The following is a 20877-nucleotide window of genomic DNA, read 5'->3' as shown; positions in this document are numbered from 1 at the left end:
TCAGCCGTCAGCCATCCGGGCCCGGACCCAGTCCATGATGGCCGTCGTGAAGTCGGCGGGGACGCCGTGCGTCGTGTCGGAGTTGGTCAGCACGCCCGCCGTCACCACGTGGCGGTCGCAGGGCACCGAGGCGTCGCCCCCCTCCACGCAGACCTCCATGTCCTTGCTCCTCGACGACGGCCCCTGGGCCAGGATCGCGTTGCGGATCGGGCCGTGGCGGCACTCCGAGGCACCCATCGTGACGGTGGTGCCGTCGTGCATCGGGCACGGGATCTGGACGTTGCCGCACGAGTTCTGATCGTTGCGGTTCCACACGTGCAGCACCGGCACGGTGAGGCGGCCCGTGGCCACCAGGCGGTCGGGCTCGTTGTCGATGTCGCCGATCTCGGGATCGATGCGGCCGAGCACACCGTCGCCGCGGTCGTCGGTGGCCTTCCCGCAGCCCGTCGAGCCGGAGATGCCGTGGGCGGCGACGTAGAGCTCCCACTCCTGGTTGATCACGCCCGAGTCGGAGATGATCCCCGTGGGCGGGAGCCCCTGCTGCTGGAGGGCCCAGCCCACGCTGAACGATCCGGCCCCACCGGCGCTGGTCCCGTTCAAGAAGTAGGCGCTGGTCGGGTACTTGGCGGTGGCGTACTGGACCGCGGCCTTCGTGGCGGCCAGGCCGGTGGTGGGCCGGAGCTTGCCGTCGGGGGTCGTGTTCGGGTTGTGCGGATCGGGGGTGTTGTTGCCGCTGTAGACGTCGTGGCTGCACATCGACACCAACAGGAGCCGGAAGTGCTCGGGGGCGGCCTTCACCTGCTCCATGAGCCCCGGGGTGTCGAAGCTCAAGGAGGTGGCGAACGACTCCTCCGACTTGTTGCCGGAGGTGGGCTGGGGCGTGCCGCTCGAGTCGAACCAGCCGGCGCCGCCGCCGCGCATCTTCACCCACAGCGGGCGCGACACGTTGGGCGACAGGCCCACCTTCGTGCCGATGACGAAGGTCTGGTACCCGCTGATGGAGCACGGGTAGGCCTTGTTGCGGTACTGGTCGAACTTCCAGCCGTCGATGGTCTTGGTGGCGACGAACTCCACCTTGTCGACGCTGGCCGGCGCTGCGAGGCAGCCCGACAGCCCCACCCCCACCAGCACCATGGCCGCCGCGGCGAACAGGGGGGCCCGCCACCGCGGGGGACGAGGGCCGGGCACGGCAGGGGCAGCGGCGGGAAGCTCCGAGATCATGGGGAGCGTTCTACGCACCGGGTGTGAGGAGTCCGTGATGGCGGCCGCCCCGCCCGGACCGGCAGGCCGTGCCCCGGTGGTGCTGCGCCCGAGGCCCCGAGGTGAGCAGGCGGTTCGGGTGACGGGACGGCGGCGGAGGGTGGCCGGATGGGCCAGATCCGCAGGTCAGCGGGGTTGTAGGAGGGACGCGCTCGTCTGCCTACCTACCAGTAGGTAGGCTGGCGGCCATGGATCAGACCGCCCTGCTGAACGAGTTGGAGCCGGTCGCCGCCGGGCTCCTCGACAAGCACCTCGCGACGGCCAAGGAGTGGTTCCCCCACGAGCTCGTGCCGTGGAGCCGGGGCCGGGACTTCGAGCCCGACGAGGTGTGGAGCGAAGACGAGGCCCCGATGGACCCGGCGGTCCGATCGAGCCTCTTCGTGAACCTCCTCACCGAGGACAACCTGCCGTACTACTTCCGGACCATCGAGGCGCTCTTCGGCCGCGACAGCGCCTGGGGCACCTGGGTGCGGCGGTGGACCGCCGAGGAAGGTCGGCACTCGATCGTCCTGCGCGACTACCTCACCGTCACCCGCATGCTCGACCCGGTGGCGCTCGAGCGGGCGCGCATGCAGCAGGTCGAGGGCGGCGAGGTCCCCGAGGTCGACCTCGTCACCGACGGCATCGTCTACGTCACGCTCCAGGAGCTGGCCACCCGCATCGCCCACCACAACACGGGCAAGCTCCTCACCGACAAGGTGGGCTACGAGGTCATGAAGCGCGTGGCCGCCGACGAGAACCGCCACCACCTCTTCTACCGAGACCTGGGCACCGCCGCCCTCGAGCTCGACCCGTCGTCGATGGTGCTGGCCATGGAGCGCCAGGTCCGCGAGTTCGAGATGCCCGGAACCGGCATCCCCGACTTCGAGTCGCACGCCTACGCCATCGCCCGCGCCGGCATCTACGACTTCACCGTGCACCACGACTCCGTGCTGGTGCCGGTCATCTTGCGCCACTGGAACGTCGAGGCCCTCGAAGGCCTCACGCCCGAAGCCGAGCAGGCCCGCGCCAAGCTCGTGAAGCGCATGGAGCGCATCGCCCGCGTGGGCCGCCGCTTCACCGCCCGCCGCGACGAGGAGCTCGAGCCCGAGCTCGCCGCCGCCTCGGCCTGACGGTCACCCGCACCGGGCCGGCCCCGGCGCACCCACACCTGCTCCGCAGACCCCGGCACCGCGGCCTGCACGCGCGCTCTAGCGCGGCCGGCCCCGGTGATCGCCCGAGGATCCGCTCGGCGGATCAGCCCTGGTTGTCGGGGATGAGGGCGTAGGTGCCGAAGCACATCTCGTCCTCGGTGCCCTCGGCGAACACGATGTACTTCGGCTTGCGGAGCGGATCGGCGCCTCGATCCCAGGAGCAGTCGATGCGCAGCGGCTGGCCCGCGGTCACGTGGACCGGCGTGGCCAGCTCGTAGTTCATCTGCCAGTCGAAGCTCCAGTCCGGCACGTCGAGGAGGATCTTCTCCTTGGCCGTGTCGGGGTCGAGCGTGAGCCGGATCGACTTGCCCAGGGTGTGCATGTGGCCCAGCACCGAGACGATCGTCCCGTCCTCGGGCACGACCTGGTTGCAGGACGAGGAGGCGACCCGGCCGTCGAACGTGGCGGTGAGCTTGTCCGGGGTCTGGCCGCACAGCAGCAGCAGGCCCCGCTCGTTGGCCGCACCGGACGGGCCGTAGAGCTTGACGTTGTCGGCGATGGCCGCGTCGCGGTTGCACAGCGGCTGGCCCTGGTCGGCCGGCGCGCACGGGATCTCCACCGGGCCGAGCGGGTTGATCACCCGGATGGCCCTGAGCTTCTTCTTGGCGGCGGGGTCGAGCTGCAGCGCCAGCGTGGAGCGGTCGGGGGTGGGGGTGCCGCTGTAGTGGTAGTGCAGCTGGAGCACGAGGGCATCGCCCGGCTCCATCAAGATGCCCGAGTCGTGGGTGAAGACCGAAGGGCCCTGGCCCGGGACCCAGCCGGCGACGAGGTTGGACTGCCCGGGGAACCCGGCATCGCGCGTGCGAGCGCGGCCGGGGACCTTGTCGGGGCGCTTGCCGGCGAGGCTCGGGCCGGAGTAGCAGCCCCACCCGGGCTGGCCGTCCTTGCCGTCGATCGCCTTGGACGACTGCACCTGCTCACCGCTGATGTGGAACACCTGCGCGTGGTGCAGCTCCTCGACCTGGTCGGACAGGAACGTGTAGCCGGTGAGGTACGTGGGCTCGGTGAGCTTGGGGTCGAGCACGAAGCAGCGGTAGTCGTTGGTGTTGTCGACCGAGCCGGTGTAGGCGGGACGGTCGAGCACGATGTCTTGGCGGGGCACCGGGCCGATGGCACCCTTGGACGGCTTGATCGGCGTGGTCTCGGGGACGTCGAGCGCGCCGCCCGCGTCGGCCCACTTGCCGATGGCATCGATCTCGGCCTGGGTGAGCGACATCTTGTGCAGCAGCGGCACGCCCTTGTCGGACGCAGGCCACGGCGGCATGTGCTTGATGGCGGTGACGGTCTTGAGCCCGTCGGACACGGCCTGCGCATCACCGGCGGTGTCGATGGTGAGCTGGTGGGCGCCCATCTGGCCGGTGTTGTGGCACGACGCGCAGTTGGCCTCGAGGATGGGCTGCACCGTCTTGGCGAACGACGGCGCGTCCTTCGCCTCCTTGGCGTGGGGGCCGGTGATGGTGGTGGGGATGGTGTGCTCGGTGGGATCGAACGCCGTGAGCTCCATCGTGAGGAGGGCGTCGTTGGAGGTGGACACCATGCCGGCGATGCGGATGGGGCCGGCGCCGAAGTCGGAGAGCTTGGCCTTGGCGGTGACCGTGGCGGTGAGCGCACCGTCGGCCAGCGAGGCGGTGCCGTCGAACGTGGCCCTCTTGGTCTGCTCCTTGACCGTGAGGTCGCCGGTGAGGGTGACCGGGTAGTCCTTGCCCTCGGTGAGCTTGCCGCTGAGGCCGGAGATCTCGGTGGTCTTGAAGGTGGCGAGGGGGTACTTGTTGGACTCGAGGTAGTCGGCGCGGAGGCGGGCGTCGCGCAGGTTGTTGTCGGAGTGGAGCTGCTCGAGGCTGGCCACCACGGGGCCGACCCGGCTGGCGGAGAGGTCGTCGGCGTTGACGGCGATGTCGCCGGCGATGCCGTTGCTGGTGCCGGTGGCCTTGCTCGTCTTCTTGCCGGCGAAGGTCTCCTGCACCTCGTAGCTGAGCGACGACTTGGTGGGGTCGATCCGGTACACCGTCTCGCCCGCCTCGGCGGTGAGCTTGGGGGCCTTGGGCACCTGGTAGGTCACCGAGGAGTACTTGCGGGCCTCGACCACGGGCTTCACCTGGCGCCACGTGAAGATGCCCGCCACCGCCAGCACCACGATGACCCCGCCCAGCACGAACGTGCGGGACCGCAGCGACACGGGCGTGCGCTTCGGTTCCAGATCGGACAGACCGGCGTCGCCGTCGCTCATGAGGTGCTTCCCTTCGATGCCGAGCCCCCTGGCACAGCACTGCACGACCATCCTATTTGCATGGACGGTGCGAATATCCAGCAGGTCGGTGTGACATCGGTCGGCGCCGGCTCAATCGTAGGTGGCTTCGAGCCACCAGCGCCCGGCCTCGACCGCCAAGAGGTGCGCGGCTCCCTGCCGGTCCACCACCTGGAACCGCGCTCGGCGCCGGTGGCGACCCGGATCCCACCAGCGCTCGTCGACCGGCCACGGCCCGGTCCACGCCGCGATGGCCACCGGCGTCCGGCCGGCGAAGGTGATCTGCGCAGGCGGCGCCGACAGCTCGGAGCGGCCCGAGACGGCCACCGGCTCGCCCTGGGCATCGACCACCAGCACCGGTGCCGGCTCGGTGAGCACGGTGGCCGGCGCCGGGGCCGGGACCTGGCCGGGCCACGGCTCGACCACGCTGGCCAGGCGGGTGGCCGGACGAGCCTCGGTGAGGTCGACCGCGGCCACCGGGATCCGCACCACGCGCTCGGCCGGTGAGCGCCCGCCGCGCACCTCGGGCACGGTGACCGCCTCCGCCCCCAGCTGGCCCTGGAGGCGGGCCACCGCTCGCCAGATGCGCTCGTCGACCAGCGTCTCCCCGCCCCAGAAGCCGAGCTGGCGGCCCCGGGCGGCCACCACCTCCACGGGCACCAGGGTCAGGCGGCTCACCCCGGCGGTGGGCCGGGACGACACCGAACCGGTGAGCCAGCCGTCGAGCTGCCAGCGCACCCGGTCGGCCAGGGCGCCTGCGGTGAGCGCACCCTCGTGGCGCCAGCACCGGCCGAGCACCTCGCCGTGGGCGGTGGTGGCTTCGATCAGCACCTGGGTGCAGGCCAGGCCATCGGCGCCCAGGCCCGCGTGGAGGCGGTCGGCCAGCGCCTTGGCCACGAACGCGGCCTGGTCGACCCGGTCGACGGGTGGATCGAGCTCGTGGCTGACGGCCAGGTCGGGCGCAGGCCGGCGCGCCGCCAGGGGCCGGAGGTCGAGGCCCGACGCCAGCCGGTGCCCCGCCACCCCCGGATGGCCGAAGCGGGCGGCCACGTCGCCGCGCGGGAGGGCGGCGACGTGGCCGAGCGTGCGCAGGCCCAACCGCTGCCACACGTCGGTGACCTCGGGGACCTCGATGGTGTCGAGCAGGGCCGACACCGGGTGCGGGGCCAAGAACGCGGCACCCGCGCCCGCGGGCACCACCACCGCGGCGCGGCCCTCGCGGTGGGCGCGCTGCGCCGCGAGCAGTGCCGCCAGGGCGCCGTCGGCCACCCCCACCCGCACCGGCCACCGGCCCCCCAGCGCGCCCGACACCATCCACGCCACCCGCTCCGCCAAGGAGTCGTCGCCCCCGAAGTAGCGCGAGGGACCGCGGGTGGCGAACGCCAGCGTGCCCGGATGGGTGACCTCGACCCCCGGGGTGATGGCGTCGAGCGACGAGGCCACCGGCTCGAACGCCCGGGCGTCTCGGCCCGGGTCGTGCTCCACCACCTCGACCGCCGGGCAGCGCCGCTGCGACTCGCGGCGCTTCAACCCCACCTCGATGCCCGCGGCCCGCGCCGCCATCGATGCCGCCACCACCCGGTTGGCCCGGACCACGATCACCGGGGCGGCCGGCTCCGGGTCGGACGCGAGCACGGACCAGTCGGGGCACAGCACGACCAGCGTGCGGGTGCCGACCTCGGCCTCCACGGCCGTCACCCTGCGTCGCGCAGGGCCACCGCGGGCGCGGCCGGCCCGTCGACCACGCCCACCACCGGCGCGGCCGGAGCGGCGAGGGCGATCTGGCCCTCGGGGCCGGGGAGCCACAGCTCGGCACGACGGGGACGGACCGCGCCCCGGCGGCCCGCCACCTCGACCTCGACGCGCCGGGCCCGCAACCGGCCGTGGCCCACCCCCAGGCCCTCCCAGCGCGACCGGCCCGCCGTGACCGTGAGGTCGGGCAGCGCGGCCCAGACCTCGGCGCGGCCGCCGGCCTGGACCAGGACCGAGCCCCGGTCCCGAGCCCGGGCCACGAGCCGGCGCTGGACGGTGGGGGTGATGGACTGCGCCGGCTGCACGAGCACCACGTCGACCGCGTCGAGCAGCGCGGCCACGGTGCCGGCCCACTCCTGCGGTGCCGGCTCGGCGATGAGCAGGGTGCGCTCGAGCGCCACGCCCAGCTCGGCCGCAGCCAGCAGGCCCAGGTGTGCCAGGCCCACCACCGCGCACCACGACCCGGCTGCGGTGGCGGGACCGGCCAGGGCCAGGGCCAGGCTGGTGGCGGCGCTGCCCCCGGTGGCGACGGTGCTGCCCCGGACCAGGCCGCCCTGTGGGATCAGCCCCGCGAACGCAGGCGGCACGGGCAGCACCCGCTCGGCTGCGGCGCTGAGCGGACGGACCCGCTCGCCGAGCTGGCGGAGCGCAGCGAGATCAGGAGCAGGGACGGCCACCCACCCAGTATCGAACATGTGTTCGATACTGGCAAGCGGCGGACGTCACCCTCCGGAACCGGTGGCCTTCGTGGTGCTGGTGGTGGCCGCGGGCGCCAGGTCGTGCAGGTAGGCCAGCAGGTCGGCCAGCTCGGCGTCGGAGATCTCGCCCTCGTACACCGGCATGATGTTGGCGAAGCCCTTCACCACCTGGTGGCGCGACTCCAAGATGGCGTTGGTGAGGTAGGCGTCGTCGGCCGTCACGGTGGTGCCGTCGGCCAGCTCCACCTGCGAGCCGGCGAGGCCCTTCCACGTGGGACCGGTGGACTTGCCGCCGTCGGGCGTGTGGCAGCTGGTGCAGCCCTGCTCCTTGGCGACGGTCTTGCCCCGCTCGCCCGCGGCGCTGAGCTTGGGCGCCGGCGATCCGCTGTCGCCCCCGCACGCGGAGAGCACGCCGCCCAGCCCCAGCGACACGACGATCGCTCCGGCCACCACGGCTCGATGCAGCACGGCCCTAGGCGTCAGCAGCGTCGGCGTCGGGCACGGGATCGGCGGCCGGAGCCTCGGCGACCTCGGCGGCGGGCGCGGCATCGACCGGAGCCTCCGCCGCAGGCGGCTCGGCCGCGTCGGCGACGGGCTCGGCGAGGTCGGCGACGGGCCCGGCTCCACCCTCGGGCGCCTCGGGAGCGTCGGGGTAGAAGCGGTAGAGGTTCTCGATGACCTCGAGCAGCCCCGTGGCGTCGTAGCCCTTGGCCAGGTCGACCGTCACCATGTTGGAGTTGATCTGCACGCCGGCGACCGAGGGCTTGGCCAGGAGGCGGCGGGCGAGCTCGTCGGGCGGACGGTCACCCCAGACCTCCGTGCCCGCGCGGTAGCGCTCGTGGTCCATGCCCGTGAGGGCTCGGTTGGTCTCGAAGCGGACGACCCCGGGGGTCGAAGAAGGCTTCTCGTTGACGACGATCGACTGACCCATGGCAGCGGCGATGGTAGCCCCGGCACACCGGCCGACCCGCAACCGGCCATCCCCCAGCCGGGCGACCGCCGTCGGTACCTTCGACCCCATGGAGCCCGAGCCCGACGCTGCGCCCAGCGCGGGCGCCACCACCCACCCCGCCAGCCGGCGCGTCGACATCCGCTACGTGGCCACCACCACGTTCGTCGTGGTCTCGGTGATCTTCGCCATGTCGAGCACCGTGTGGGCCGTCGGCCGGCTGTGGCGCATCGTCTCGTACCTGTTGGTCGCCCTGTTCTTCGCGGTGGTCCTCACCCCGGCGGTCGACTTCTTGCAGTACCGGGCCAAGATGCGCCGCGGCGTGGCCACGCTGCTGGTGTTCCTGGCCGGCCTCGTCGTGCTCACGGCGCTCATCTACGCGTTCGTCCGGCCCATCGTCGTCCAGGGCCAGAAGTTCTCCGACAACCTCCCGCACATGATCGACGACGCCCAGGCCGGCAAGGGCCGCATCGGCGAGCTCATCACCAAGTACGACCTCGAGAAGAAGTTCAACGACAACCGCAAGGCGATCGACGACCAGCTCAACAGCGCCGGGAGCAAGGGCGTCTCCGTCGTCGGCTCGGTGTTCTCGGGGCTGGTGGCCGCCATCACGGTGATGGTGCTGACGATCTTGTTGCTCCTGGGCGGACCGGAGCTGAGCCACTCGTTCCTCGGGATCATCCCCGAATCGCGCCGGGAACGGGTGCGGCGCGTCTCGTCCGACGCGTCGCGCGCCGTGTCGGGCTACATGTTCGGCAACCTCGTGATCAGCATCCTCGCGGGCATCGCCGCGTACGTCTTCTTGCGCATCGCAGGGATCCCCTACCCCGAGGTGCTGGCCCTCTGGGTGGCGTTCGCCGACCTCATCCCGCTGGTGGGCGCCACGCTCGGGGCCATCCCACCGGTGCTCGTGGCGTTCCTGCAGTCGACGCCCGTCGGCATCGCCACCATCATCTTCTTCGTCCTCTACCAGCAGTTCGAGAACAACGTCCTGCAGGTCACGGTGATGGCACGCACCGTGAAGATCAACCCGCTGGGGATCCTGGTGTCGGTGCTGATCGGCGTCGAGGTGTTCGGCTTGCTCGGCGCCCTGCTGGCCATCCCGGTGGCGGGCGTGATCCAGGTGGTGGTGCGAGACCTCTGGAACGAGCGCGAGGGACGGCCGAAGGACGTCATCACCCTCGGCGCCGACGAGACCACGCTGACCGACACCGACCCGCCGAGCGCACCGGCCTGATCAGGGCTCGACCGCCGCGTCGACGCACCCCTTCGGGGCGGTGACGGGGTTGCAGCGCGCCGGCAGGAAGCCCGGCAGCTCGGCGACGTAGCTGGTGCCGTACTGCGCCTTGGCGCCATCGGGGCCGGGGTAGTCGGTGCTGACCCACTGGGCGCCGCTGGCGAGGGCGGCGTCGAGCCGGGTGGTGTCGTCGGCCTTGGCCTCCACGCCGTTGGCGTCGGCGCGGGTGCGCACGAGGTAGCCCTTCGCCACGAGGTCGGTGATCTCGGCGCCGTCGGCGAGCGGATCGTCGAGGCCCACGTACGACGCGTCGGGCTCGCCCGGCACGGCGTTGGTGAACAGGATCCGGCCCTTCAGGCCGGCGTGCCCCTCGAGGTAGATCGAGCGGTAGGGCTCCGGGTTGATCATGAGGAACATGACCTTGCCGCGGCTCTCGCCCAGGGTGGGCCAGTCGTCGGCCAGCACCGCCTCCTCGAGGGTGGCGTGATCGCCGCGAACGTCGTCGGGCGTGATGATCTCGTCGCGGTCGAACACCGAGGTGATCTCGTCGTCGAGCCCGTCCATCGCCGAGCTCGTCCACTTCTCGGGGACGGCCTGGTTCGGCACGGCGAAGATCAGCGGCCCGTCCTTGAACTGGATGTTGATGGCGACCGGCACGTGGCCGGGGTTGGCATCGGACCAGGTCTTCACCTCGGTGAGGCAGGCCACCAGCGTGGGGCAGACCGAGTGGAAGTCGACGTCTTGCTCGTGCAGCACCTTGGTGCCGGGCTTGCTCATGGCGGCATCGACCTTGGTGCCGGCCGCGGCGAGGGCCGGGTGGGTGTAGAGCCCGCCCTTCGAGTCGGCGAACACGTCCAGCTCGATCTGGCGGATCTTCTCCTCGCCCAGCTGCGTCGGCAGGGGCTGGTGGCTGTACTGCCGCGTGAGGGCCTCGCCGGGGTTCAGCTTCGCGAGCTTGGCCATCTCGTTGGGCCGGTCCTCGACGTGGAAGCTGTTGTGGGTGCCGATGACCTGGATCTGGTTCAGCTTCAGGTCGTCGTCGGGCGCGATGGTGGTCGTGGTGGTGCCGGCCGCTCCCCCGCCGCTGCTCCCCTTGCCGGCCCCGGCGTCGCTGCTGCCGCTGCACCCGACCAGCGCCGCGCTCAGCAGCGCGGCCGCGACCAGCAGCCCCTTCGTGCCCACCCTGGAGTTCCCCATGGTCACCAGTCTGGAAGATCCGGCGCCTCGGCGCGGCCGATCGTCCAGGCGAGCAGCCCGGCGGGATCGGTGCGGCCGGGCAGGGCCTCGAGGAGGCCGGGGAGCCACAGCTCCACCAGGTCGGCGGGCCAGTCGTCCGGCTGGTAGCCGAGGCCCAGGTCGACGTGGTGCACCTCGACCTCTCGCCAGCGGGAGAACGCCAGGAACGACGCCGGCGACTCGCCGCCGACCAACCCGAGCGTGGGGCGCTCCCACACCTCGGCGGCCACGGCGGCGCAGGCCTCGTCGCAGCGGGCCGACGACCGGTGCACATCGGCGACCAGGTCGGCCGCGGGGCGCGCGGCACCCGCCTCGATGTCGGCGGCGCGGCCCTCGCGGCCGCCCTCGTACTGGCTGAGCACCTCGCCCCGGGCGGCGCCCTCGATGCGGCGCACCACGCTGTCGGCGTTGCGGGCGATGTGGGTCAGGAGGTGGCCGACCGACCAGTCCGGCAGCCGGCTCGGCTGGCGGGCCTGCTGATCGGTGAGCCCAGCGATGGCCTCATCGAGGCGATCGTGGGCGGTGCGGCAGCCGGCGAGCTCGCGGATGGGGACGACCATGGGGGCGAGTCAACCACAGGGGCCCGGCGCCCGGCCGGGGAGATCCGTCAGGTCGAGGGAGCGGCGGGCACCCGGCCCGCGGCCGCACCCGGCGCCCCACCGGCGGCATCGGTGCCGGCCGGAGCGGACCGGGCCCAGCGCCAGGCGAACCACGCAGCGGTGACCGACACCACGGCCAGCACCGTGTGCACCAGCTTGAAGGCGATCTCCTCGGACGGCGTGAGGTCGTGGTGGTTGAGGGCGATCATCGGGAGGCGGATGGCCCAGTACAGGGCCGTGCCCGCCGCGAACGCCTGCACCAGCACGCGGAACCACCGGGCATCTCGGTCGGCGCCGCTCAGCAGGGCCACCAGCAGGACCGTGGCCGCCAGGACGAACGCGCCGATCGGGACCGTCCAGAGGACCTTGCGGCCCACCGAGTCGGTCCCGTTCGTCCACGTGAGCCAGATGCGGTTCACCCAGATGAACAGCGTGACGGCGCAGAAGACCGCGACCGGATAGGGACGGAGCCGATGCATGCACCCGAAGGTACCGGTGCGCCGGCTCCGTCCCCCAGTCACCGAAGGCTCCGGTCACCGCCGATCCCGTCAGGAGTCGATCCCGCCAGGCGTCGAATCCCGCCAGGCGTCGAATCCCGCCAGGCGTCGAATCCCGCCAGGCGTCGAATCCCGCCAGGCGTCGAATCCCGCCAGGCGTCGAATCCCGCCAGGCGTCGAATCCCGCCAGGCGTCGAATCCCGCCAGGCGTCGAATCCCGTCAGGCGTCGAATCCCGTCAGGCGTCGAATCCCGTCAGGCGTCGAATCCCGTCAGGCGTCGAATCCCGTCAGGCGTCGAATCCCGTCAGGCGTCGAATCCCGTCAGGCGTCGAATCCCCTGAGGCGTCGAATCCCGTCAGGTGTCGATCTCGGCGAGGACCTCGCCGATGATCTTCGTCGCCTGGTGCGCAGGAAGGGGCGGTCCCCCTTCGGCGTCGGCCACCTCGGCGGCGAAGTCCTCGACGGAGTGGACGCCACCGACCAGCACGTGGCGGAGCGCTTCGCCCAGGGCCTCGGGGTCGTCGAGCGCATCCACTGCGGGCGCGACGGCGTGGTCGGGCGAGGTGGCGACGGCGTGCACCACCGTGCGGGCCTGCTCCCGGCCCGACGCGGTGGACACCGCGGCACCCCGGTCGGGGTTCTGCTGGGCATCCCACTCGGCCAGGGCCTCGTCGTAGCCCCCCTCACCGGGGTGCAGCACGCGGGTGGTGGGCTGGGCGTCAATCTGCGCCTGCACCTCTTCGGCCGAGGTCTCGTCGGTCTCGTGGATGCGCGGCGGATCGACCGGGACCACGAGGGTGCCGTCGTCGTTGCGAACGATGTCCATGAGAAGTTGCTCCAGGTCGTGTCGGTGTCGCCTCTTAGGAGGCCGGATGACCAGCCACTACCCCGATCCGGTCGATCCGATCCCTGCGCGCCGCTCCCGCGCAGTAACTTGACCGATCAGTCAAGTTCTTCGGCGGACGACGACCAGCACGCAGACAGGGGACCCCCATGACCGATCTCACGCTCGACGAGTTCAAGGCCGAGGCCACCGCCTTCTTGGACGCCAACGCCTCACCCAAGCCCGAGGCGACCGCGTTCGAGTGGGGCCAGGGCTCCGACGACGTGGCCCTCTTCGAGGAGATCACCCCCGAGGAGGAGGCCCGCCAGCTCGCCGCCGCCAAGGCATGGCTGGGCACCAAGGCCACCGCCGACCTGCACTGGATCGCGGGCCCCACCGAGCTGGGCGGGCGGGGCCTCCCCCGCGCCTACGACCAGGCCTACCGCTCCCTCGAGACCCGCTACGACGTCCCGGCCCAGGGCTTCTTCGGCATCGGCTTCGGCATGGTCGCCCCCACGATGCTCGAGCACGGCCAGCCCGAGGTGCACGCCTACCTGCCCCGCATGTACCGGGGCGAGCTGGTGGGCTGCCAGCTGTTCAGCGAGCCCGCCGCCGGCTCCGACCTGGCCGGCCTCACCACCAAGGCCGAGCGCGACGGCGACGAGTGGGTGATCAGCGGGCAGAAGGTGTGGACCTCGGGCGCCCACTACTCCGACATCGGCGAGATCATCTGCCGCACCGACCCCGACCTCCCGAAGCACCAGGGCCTCACCGGGTTCGTGGTCGACATGCACGCCCCCGGCGTCGAGGTCCGGCCCCTGCGCCAGATGACCGGCGGGTCCGCGTTCAACGAGGTGTTCTTCGACGAGGTCCGCGTCCCCGACACCCACCGCCTCGGCGACGTGAACAAGGGCTGGACCGTGGCGCTCACCACGCTGATGAACGAGCGGGCCTCGATCGGTGGGGGCGGCGGAGGCGGCGGGCTGGGCCTCGCCAGCGCCACCCGGCTGATCCAGATGATGCGCCACTTCGACGTGGCCGACGACCCGGTCCTGCGCGACGAGCTCGCCCGCCTCTACACGGGCTTCCAGGTGGCGAAGTACACCAACCAGCGCGCCGCCGAGAAGCTGAAGGCGACCGGCGTCCCCGGCCCGGAGCTCTCGCTCGGCAAGCTCATGCTCACCGACAACCTCACGGCCACCGCCGAGTTCGTGGCCAGGGTCCTGGGCCCTCGGCTCCTCGCCGACAGCGGCGAGTGGGGCACCTACGCGTGGAGCACGTTCGTCTGCGGCACTCCCGGCATGCGCATCGCCGGCGGCTCCGACGAGACCCTCCGCAACATCATCGGCGAGCGCGTCCTGGGCCTCCCCAAGGAGCCCGGCATCGACTCCAAGAGCCCCTTCAAGGACATCTTCAAGGGCTGACGCCACCCTGTCCCGCGCCCCGGGCGCCGGCTCGGTCGTCGGCTCGGGCTCTAGGGCTCGTCGGCACGATCCCCAGGTCAGCGGGTATCCACCGCCGCACCCGTCTATCCCAAATCGGACATTTCAGCACTTTTTGATGGATGTGGTTTCCATCGAACGTGTGTTCGGGTTAGGCTCAGGGTCATGACGGTGACATCGGATCTTCGAACCCAGGCGCTGCACGTCGCCGCGGTCATCGAGCCCGAGCTCATGACCGGTCCGCAGGCCGCGGCCGCGGTCGAAGATCTGGCCACGGCCGACAAGGCGCTCGGCGGCGCCCTGCTGTTCTTGGCCCTGCGGGTGGCGCGCACCGATGCCTGGCGAGGTCACGGCCACCACTCGGCCGCAGACTGGCTGGCCGCCAAGGCCGGCATCTCGGTGGCCGAGGCGAGCCGGCAGCTGGGCACCGCCAAGAAGGCCGACCGGCTGCCCAAAACCAAAGACGCCATGCGCAAGGGCGACCTCTCCGCCGATCAGGCCGGGGCCGTCGCCGACGGAGCCTCGGCCGATCCGTCCGCCGAAGACGACCTTCTCGACTCGGCGTCCCGAGACACCAACAAGGCACTCAAGGACAAGGCCGCCAAGGCCAAGGCGGCCGCCACCGACTCCGCCGAACGGGAGCGCCGCATCCGCGCCCGCCGGTCGCTGCGCCGCGGCACCGATGCCGACGGCGCGTTCTGGGCGCGGATCTCCGGCCCCGGCGCCGACGCCGCCACCTTCGACGCCATGCTCCGGCCGTTCGAGGAGGTCATGTTCCGCCAGGGCCGCACCGACGGCACGCGCGACACCTACGAGAACCGGTCCTACGACGCCTACATGGCCATGCTCGCCTACTACGGCCACCTCCGCGCCGCCGCGGCGGAACCGGCACGACCCGAGCCTGCCGGCGAGGGGACCCACGACCGCGAGCCCACCGACCGCGAGCCCACCGACCGCGAGCCAGAGAGTGATGCGCCCGCGGGTGTCACGCCCCCGGCAGGATCACCGCCCACGTGGTCGCCGCCGTGGGACCCCGACCGGGTGGTGCCGCTCCCCCACAAGCTCCCCGGCGGCAACAACGTCAAGGTGATCGTGAACGTCGACCACACCGCCCTGCTGCGCGGCCACACGCTGGCCGGCGAGACCAGTGAGATCGCCGGGCTCGGCCCCGTGTCGATCGCGGCGGTCCGAGCCATCCTCCTCGACGACCCGTTCCTCGCGGTGGTGGTCCGCAAGGGGAGAGACGTCGTCACCGTCGCCCACCACGGCCGGGGGCTCAACGCCCACCAGCGCACCGCCATCGAGGCCGACGGCGTGCGGTGCAGCAACCGCGCGTGCAACCGATCCATCGCCATCGAGGTCGACCACCGCGTCCCCTACGGCGACGACCCCATCACGCACCTCGCCAACCAGGACCCGCTCTGCCCCGCCTGCCACCTCCGGAAGACCCACCACGGGTGGCACCTCGAGGCCGGAACGGGGCCTCGCCGCTTCCTCCCACCCGACGCGGGCCTCCGCCGCAACGACCACGCGCCCGAGCCACCCCTGCGGCGCGTAGACCCCGAGGGGCGCGACGAAGGCGAGGTCTCGTCGCCGGTGTCAGACGACGAGGCCGACCAGATCGAGGCTCGCCTCCGCCGCCGCCTCGCCGCCCGACGGTCCGGGCCGGTCGGCCGACCCCAGCGCTGCTGATGGGCCCGCTCGTTCGGTGGCGTGCCCCGCTGAAGGGACGGGCCGGATCAGCCTCCGGCGGCGGGAGAGCCGGGGAGGTGGCGGCCGACGGCCCGGCAGCCCCGCATCAGGACCGGCCAGAACCCGATCCGGGTGAGGAACGGGTTCGTGACGCCCGAGGTGATGCAGTAGTGCGACTCGTGCGGCGGGGTGTGGTGGATGTCGTGGTGCTCGGGCGAAAGGATCACGCCGCGGCGCTGGAGCCAGCCCACCGAGGCCGGGACGGGCTCGCCGATGCGGGCGATGTGTGCCCACTTGTGGATCTGGTTGGTGACGATCACCAGGCCGGTGAGCGCCAGCACGAAGGTGGCGGCGAACAGGTGCTCGTCGACATCGACCCACAGCAGCACCGGGATGAGCACCGGCAGGCAGACCAGGAAGTTGTCGGCGTTGACGCGGACGAAGTCGCCACGGGTCATGTCGAGCGGATCGCTGTGGTGCTCGCGGAACGAGCGGATGAACTTCTGGCCGACGACCGGGGTTTCCACCGAGCCGAGGTTGTCGCACAGGGCGTGGACCAGGCCCGAGAGGAAGTCGGCCGCCAGGTACGCCGCGCCGGCGGCCAGCACCATGCCGAGCACCACGCCCAGCGACAGCTGATCGGCCGCGGCGGCGATCACCCGGACGGCCAGCACGGCCGTGCAGCCGATCCACACCACGATGGCCACCAGCTCGATGACCCGGTGGCTCGTGGGGTACGAGTAGCGACCGAGGAGGCGCGGCGGCGGCACCTCGGTCGTGGTCTGCATGGCGTGGAGTGTACGAGGCCGCTTGCCGGGTCGGATGAGGGGCGGTCAGCGCGCGGGAGCCGCGGTCTGGGCTCCCATCTCGAGGGCGGCACCTGCGCCACCATCCACCTCCACCACGCCGCGCTCACGTCGGAGCGGCTGCACCCCGCCCACCCTGTCGCCGCGGATCTACGTGCTGGCGGCCCGCCCCCGGCCGGGTGCGCACACCGAGATCGAGATCCCCTTCGGCGCCAGCCGCGGCCCCACCACCAAAGCGCGATCCGCGGTTCCTCGACCGGCGCGACGAGCTCGCGGCGCTGCTCGCCCACTGACGGCCGTAGCCTGGGTGGGCCGTCCGAGCACCGGGAGATCGCCATGCGCGTCGCCGAGATGTCGTCCACCACCAGCGAGCAAGGCGCCGAGCCCCTTGCCGCGCCCATCTCCGACGAGGAGCTGACGGCCCTCGCCCTCGCGGCCGGCGATGCGGAGCTGCCCGACGACGCCGTCCCGTGGCGCCCCGGCGATGTTCCCCAGGCGATCCTCGCCGAGTGGTACATGCCCGCTGCGGTCACGGGACGCCGGGACTGGAAGGCGCGGGTGGTGGCGGGCGCGTTCATCGGCTCGCTCGTGCTCATCAACGGCGCCGGCCTCTGCGTGACCTACGGGCGGGTCATCCTCGGCTGAACCCCCCGACCTCCGGCCGGTCAGCTGTGGCAGGGTGGCCTGATGCAACTGACTCCGAGGTACGGCAGCCGGCCGGTCCTGGCGCTCGACGGCGACCCGGCGGCCATCGCCGGGCCCACCATCCGTCAGCGGCAGCGCCTGGCCGACGCGGTGGGCGGGTTCACCGCCGAGCAGTGGGCCCATCCGACCCGCTGCCGCGGCTGGTCGAGCCGGGACGTGATCTCCCACCTCGACTCGACCAACGCGTTCTGGACCTTCGCCATCGGCCAGGGGCTCCAGGGCCAGCCGTCGCAGCTCCTCGCCACGTTCGACCCGGTCGCCACCCCCGCCCAGCTGGTGGCCGCCACCGAGGCCGACACCGACGAGGCCGTGCGCGACCGCTTCCTCGCGTCGAACGACGCGTTCTTGGCCCTGCTCGACGGGCTCGACGCGGCCGGCTGGACCACCCTGGCCGAGGCGCCCCCAGGGCACCTCACCATCAGCGCCCTCGCCCACCACGCGCTCTGGGACGGCTGGGTGCACGAGCGCGACATCCTCCTTCCCCAGGGCACCACCCCCGCCGTCGAAGCCGACGAGGTGGCGGCGTCGCTGCGCTACGTCGCCGGGATGGCTCCGGCCTACGCGCTGACCCGCGGCGAGACCCGTCGGGGCACCCTGGCCATCGAGGCCACCGACCCCGACGTGCACGTGGTGGTCGATGTCGGCGACGAGGTCGACGTCCGCTCCGGGGTCGGCGGGGCCGAGACCGATCTGCGCGTGACCGGCAGCGCCGTCGACCTGCTCGAGGCCCTCAGCATCCGCGCTCCCCTGCCCGCGGCCGACCCGGCGTCGGCGTCGTGGTTGCTCGACGGCCTGGCGGTCACCTTCGACGGGGAGCCGACCTGACCGTCGGACCACGCGTTCCGTGGTAGACCGCGTCGATGGTTCGCCGGGAGGGGGCTGATCGATCGGCGCTGCGGGTTCGGGCGCGCCAGGTCACGCACCGGTGGGAGGGGCGGCCGCTCCCCCGGCACTTCTTCGGCCACGACATCGTGCTGAGCCACCTGGCCGCGATGGGCTCGTCCGTCTTCCCCGAGGGGGAGGCGTTCTTCGTGCGCTCGGTCCGCCGGTTCCGCAGCCAGCTGACCGACCCGATCCTCGCCGAGCAGGTGACCGGGTTCATCGGCCAGGAGACGGTCCACGCCCGAGAGCACCGCGCGCTCAACCTGCGCCTGGCCGAGCTGGGCTACCCCACCCGGCACCTCGATCGCCGCGCCCACTGGGGGCTGCGCGCCGTCGACCGGGTGCTGTCGCCGAGCACCCGCCTGGCGGCCACCGCCGCCCTGGAGCACTGCACGGCGACGCTCGCCGACGCGATCCTCTCGAGCCAGGACGTGCGGGACCTGATGGTCGACGACCAGATCCGCGACCTGGTGGTGTGGCACGCGCTGGAGGAGGCCGAGCACAAGGCCGTCGCGTTCGACGTGTACATGGCGGTCGACGGGCGCCACTGGCTGCGGGCGTGGACCCTGCGGGTGGCCGTCGTCACCACCGGCCTCGACATCATCTCGGGCGCCCTGACCTCGATGGCCTTCGACCCGGCCGCGCGGGACCTCCCCGCGGTCTGGCGCAGCATCAAGGGCCTGCGCACCTCGCCGTTCGCCGGGCTCGGCATGGGCGCCGCCCTGTTCGACTACACGAGGCGGGACTTCCACCCCGACGACCACGACACCACGGCCCTGGTGGCCGAGTGGCGGGCCCGCCTGTTCGACGAGCACCCCACCGACGACCTCATCGCCCGACCGCGCTGACCCAGCCGACCGAGCCGACCGCGACCTACTCGTACATCTGGAACCGGGGCGGTCGGCCGGCGAGGCGGTCGTCGTTCTCGTTGCCCACCAGGCGGTCCCACATGTCGCCTTCGTGGGTGGTCACGTAGAAGCGCCCGGCCTTGGCCTGGCCGAGGGCGTGGCGGGCGCCGACCAACGGGTCGAGGCCGCTCTCGGCGAGGATCTTCTCGATGCTGTCGCCCGACAGGTGCGACGCCTCGGTGTCGGTGGCGTCGCCGAGGGCGGCGGGCCGGTTGCGCTCGCCGTGGTCGATGTTGGTGGCCACCATGCCGGGGCAGATCACCGAGGTGGCGACGTGGGTGGCGCCGGCAAGGCCGAGGTCGTGCTGGACGCTCTCCATGAGCCCGACCGCCGCGAACTTCGAGGTGCAGTACACCGCCGACGCGGGTGCGGCCACGATGCCGGCGATCGACGCCGTGCCGATGAGGTGGCTGGGCTCACCAGCATCGATGAGGCGGGGCACGAACGACCGGACACCGTTGATCATGCCGCGCAGGTTGACGCCCAGGACCCAGTCCCAGTCGTCGAGGGTGGTCTCCCACGCGTACCCGCCGGCGAACACGCCGGCGTTGAGGCACACCACGCGCAGCCCACCGGTGCGCTCCCACGCCAGCGACGCGGTCAGCTCGACCGACTCGGGATCGGTGACGTCGCACCGGATGCCCGAGACCTCGCCCAAGCCGAGGCCGGTGAGCGCGGCGACGGCCTCGGCGAGCGCCTCGGCCTCGATGTCGGCGAGCACCACGTGGGCGGCACCGTCCTCGAGCAGGGAGGTGGCGAGGCCGCGGCCGATGCCGCTGGCGCCGCCCGTGACGAGGGCGGTGGTGCCGGTGAAGTCGTCCATGTTCAGTTCCCCTGTTCGAGCAGCGAGCGGGCCCAGTCGATGCTGGCCGCGTTGGATGCGAAGAAGTGCTGGCCCCCGGCGTGCAGGTCCCGGAACGCCCGCTGCATCCCGCCGTCGCGCAGGGCGACGGTGCCGGCCAGCCGGTACGCCTCCTCGGCGATGTCGACACCGGTCTGGTTGACGTGCACGCACGCCTGCCGGACGAGGTGCGACGTGGGGTCGGACAGGAAGTCGCCCGACTCCTCGCACTCGGCCACGGCCCGCTCGCACACCTCGCGGACCCAGGCCCGCCCCGAGGCGTACTTCGATTCGAGCCGGGCGATGGTGATGAGGCCGTGGTCGGACTCGGCGATCGACGACGGGGCGCCCATGCGGGTGCGCGAGGCAGCGAGCTGCAGCTCGTCGAGGACCCGGCGCGTGACGCCGAGGGCCCACGCGGCGTGGCCGACAGCCGTGAGCGGCAGCACGCCGAGGTGGTGCACGGCCGAGCCCCGGTACCGGACCGGGGCGAAGAAGTCGAAGGTGTGCCGATCGGGGATGCGCACGCCCGCCAGCGTGTAGTCGACCGACTGCGTGGCCTGGAGGCCGAGCACGTGCCAGTTGCCGGTGACCTGCGCCTGATCGATGGGCAGGACCCCGAAGCGGTAGCCCGCATCGCTGCCGTCGGCGGGCGACGAGAAGAACCCGCAGCCGGCCAGGTCGGCGATGGTGAGCCCCGAACCGAACTGGTAGCTGCCGTCGACGACCCAGTCGTCGCCGTCCTCGGCGCCGGCGCCGTTGGGCGCGAACTGGCCGGCGAGCAGCGGGAGGCCGTCGGCGAACAGGTCGGCCACGCCCTCGTCGGGCAGGTAGGACGCGAAGTACGAGACGGCGGAGTCGATCGCGAACGCCACCCAACCGATGGAGCCGTCGGCGCGGGCGAGCTCGGACCAGACGTCGACCATCTCCAGGATCGGGAGGTCCAGGCCGCCCACCTCCTTGGGCACGGAGACGCCCGCCAGGCCGGCCTCGGCGATGCGGGTGATGGCGATGGGGTCGAACGAGCCGCCGGCCGGGGCGGCGGCCCCGATGGCATCGAGCTCGGCGAACAGGGCGGCGGCCGCCTGCCGGGGTGTGGACATGGGCGCTG

Annotated in this window: 20 protein-coding genes; 7 read left to right on the top strand and 13 right to left on the bottom strand. The window is 72.3% G+C overall.

Annotated elements, in window-relative coordinates; all coding sequences use genetic code 11:
• Entirely contained in the window at positions 1–1221 is a 1221-nt protein-coding gene (locus tag ACPPVX_RS18470) for a hypothetical protein (RefSeq protein WP_426572050.1), read from the bottom strand.
• Positions 1222–1448: 227 nt separating this feature from the next.
• Here ACPPVX_RS18470 and ACPPVX_RS18465 point away from each other — a divergent pair, with 227 nt between their 5' ends.
• On the top strand, positions 1449–2372 hold the full coding sequence (locus ACPPVX_RS18465) for an acyl-ACP desaturase (RefSeq protein ID WP_426572049.1): 924 nt from the start codon (positions 1449–1451) through the stop codon (positions 2370–2372).
• Between the two features lie 124 nt (positions 2373–2496).
• Here ACPPVX_RS18465 and ACPPVX_RS18460 read toward each other — a convergent pair whose 3' ends face one another.
• From ACPPVX_RS18460 to ACPPVX_RS18440, 5 genes are all read right to left on the bottom strand, one after another.
• Positions 2497–4680, bottom strand: a complete 2184-nt coding sequence (locus ACPPVX_RS18460) for a YceI family protein (RefSeq protein WP_426572048.1) — start codon at positions 4678–4680, stop codon at positions 2497–2499.
• A 111-nt stretch (positions 4681–4791) separates the two neighbouring features.
• Entirely contained in the window at positions 4792–6387 is a 1596-nt protein-coding gene (locus ACPPVX_RS18455) for a DNA polymerase Y family protein (protein ID WP_426572047.1), read from the bottom strand.
• Positions 6388–6392: 5 nt separating this feature from the next.
• On the bottom strand, positions 6393–7145 hold the full coding sequence (locus ACPPVX_RS18450) for a hypothetical protein (protein ID WP_426572046.1): 753 nt from the start codon (positions 7143–7145) through the stop codon (positions 6393–6395).
• Positions 7146–7172: 27 nt separating this feature from the next.
• Complete coding sequence (locus ACPPVX_RS18445) at positions 7173–7616, bottom strand: c-type cytochrome (protein WP_426572045.1); 444 nt, start codon at positions 7614–7616, stop codon at positions 7173–7175.
• 4 nt (positions 7617–7620) lie between these two features.
• On the bottom strand, positions 7621–8079 hold the full coding sequence (locus ACPPVX_RS18440) for a hypothetical protein (protein ID WP_426572044.1): 459 nt from the start codon (positions 8077–8079) through the stop codon (positions 7621–7623).
• Positions 8080–8167: 88 nt separating this feature from the next.
• On the opposite strand from ACPPVX_RS18440, the gene ACPPVX_RS18435 reads away from it, so the two are divergent.
• The gene (locus tag ACPPVX_RS18435) at positions 8168–9334 is read left to right on the top strand and encodes an AI-2E family transporter (RefSeq protein WP_426572043.1); all 1167 of its coding nucleotides are present in this window, start codon (positions 8168–8170) and stop codon (positions 9332–9334) included.
• Here ACPPVX_RS18435 and ACPPVX_RS18430 read toward each other — a convergent pair whose 3' ends face one another.
• The 4 genes from ACPPVX_RS18430 to ACPPVX_RS18415 form a co-directional block, all read right to left on the bottom strand.
• The gene (locus ACPPVX_RS18430) at positions 9335–10531 is read right to left on the bottom strand and encodes a phosphatidylinositol-specific phospholipase C1-like protein (RefSeq protein ID WP_426572042.1); all 1197 of its coding nucleotides are present in this window, start codon (positions 10529–10531) and stop codon (positions 9335–9337) included.
• Between the two features lie 2 nt (positions 10532–10533).
• On the bottom strand, positions 10534–11130 hold the full coding sequence (locus tag ACPPVX_RS18425) for a maleylpyruvate isomerase N-terminal domain-containing protein (RefSeq protein ID WP_426572041.1): 597 nt from the start codon (positions 11128–11130) through the stop codon (positions 10534–10536).
• A gap of 47 nt (positions 11131–11177) precedes the next feature.
• Complete coding sequence (locus ACPPVX_RS18420) at positions 11178–11648, bottom strand: hypothetical protein (RefSeq protein ID WP_426572040.1); 471 nt, start codon at positions 11646–11648, stop codon at positions 11178–11180.
• A gap of 374 nt (positions 11649–12022) precedes the next feature.
• A complete protein-coding gene (locus ACPPVX_RS18415) occupies positions 12023–12493 on the bottom strand; it encodes a hypothetical protein (protein ID WP_426572039.1) in 471 nt (156 codons plus the stop codon).
• 167 nt (positions 12494–12660) lie between these two features.
• Between ACPPVX_RS18415 and ACPPVX_RS18410 the strand changes: the two genes are divergently transcribed.
• Both ACPPVX_RS18410 and ACPPVX_RS18405 read left to right on the top strand, forming a co-directional pair.
• Positions 12661–13914, top strand: a complete 1254-nt coding sequence (locus ACPPVX_RS18410; protein ID WP_426572038.1) for an acyl-CoA dehydrogenase family protein — start codon at positions 12661–12663, stop codon at positions 13912–13914.
• Positions 13915–14097: 183 nt separating this feature from the next.
• Entirely contained in the window at positions 14098–15624 is a 1527-nt protein-coding gene (locus tag ACPPVX_RS18405) for a DUF222 domain-containing protein (RefSeq protein WP_426572037.1), read from the top strand.
• Between the two features lie 47 nt (positions 15625–15671).
• On the opposite strand, the gene ACPPVX_RS18400 is transcribed toward ACPPVX_RS18405, so the two are convergent.
• A complete protein-coding gene (locus ACPPVX_RS18400) occupies positions 15672–16412 on the bottom strand; it encodes a fatty acid desaturase CarF family protein (RefSeq protein WP_426572036.1) in 741 nt (246 codons plus the stop codon).
• 354 nt (positions 16413–16766) lie between these two features.
• Here ACPPVX_RS18400 and ACPPVX_RS18395 point away from each other — a divergent pair, with 354 nt between their 5' ends.
• The 3 genes from ACPPVX_RS18395 to ACPPVX_RS18385 are packed head-to-tail and all read left to right on the top strand — an operon-like array spanning position 16767 to position 18865.
• Positions 16767–17075: a hypothetical protein gene (locus ACPPVX_RS18395; RefSeq protein ID WP_426572035.1), complete on the top strand. Its 309-nt coding sequence runs from the start codon at positions 16767–16769 to the stop codon at positions 17073–17075.
• 42 nt (positions 17076–17117) lie between these two features.
• Positions 17118–17960 carry a maleylpyruvate isomerase N-terminal domain-containing protein gene (locus ACPPVX_RS18390; protein ID WP_426572034.1) on the top strand — a complete coding sequence of 281 codons (843 nt, stop codon included), beginning with the start codon at positions 17118–17120 and terminating at the stop codon, positions 17958–17960.
• A 35-nt stretch (positions 17961–17995) separates the two neighbouring features.
• On the top strand, positions 17996–18865 hold the full coding sequence (locus ACPPVX_RS18385) for a metal-dependent hydrolase (RefSeq protein ID WP_426572033.1): 870 nt from the start codon (positions 17996–17998) through the stop codon (positions 18863–18865).
• 25 nt (positions 18866–18890) lie between these two features.
• On the opposite strand, the gene ACPPVX_RS18380 is transcribed toward ACPPVX_RS18385, so the two are convergent.
• Both ACPPVX_RS18380 and ACPPVX_RS18375 read right to left on the bottom strand, forming a co-directional pair.
• A complete protein-coding gene (locus ACPPVX_RS18380; protein WP_426572032.1) occupies positions 18891–19748 on the bottom strand; it encodes an SDR family NAD(P)-dependent oxidoreductase in 858 nt (285 codons plus the stop codon).
• 2 nt (positions 19749–19750) lie between these two features.
• On the bottom strand, positions 19751–20869 hold the full coding sequence (locus tag ACPPVX_RS18375; RefSeq protein ID WP_426572031.1) for an acyl-CoA dehydrogenase family protein: 1119 nt from the start codon (positions 20867–20869) through the stop codon (positions 19751–19753).
• Positions 20870–20877 lie beyond the last annotated feature (8 nt).

The sequence above is a fragment of the Aquihabitans sp. McL0605 genome, from assembly GCF_049993875.1.
In the GTDB taxonomy this organism is placed as follows: Bacteria; Actinomycetota; Acidimicrobiia; order Acidimicrobiales; family Iamiaceae; genus Aquihabitans.
This window is presented reverse-complemented; position numbering and strand designations above follow the sequence as displayed.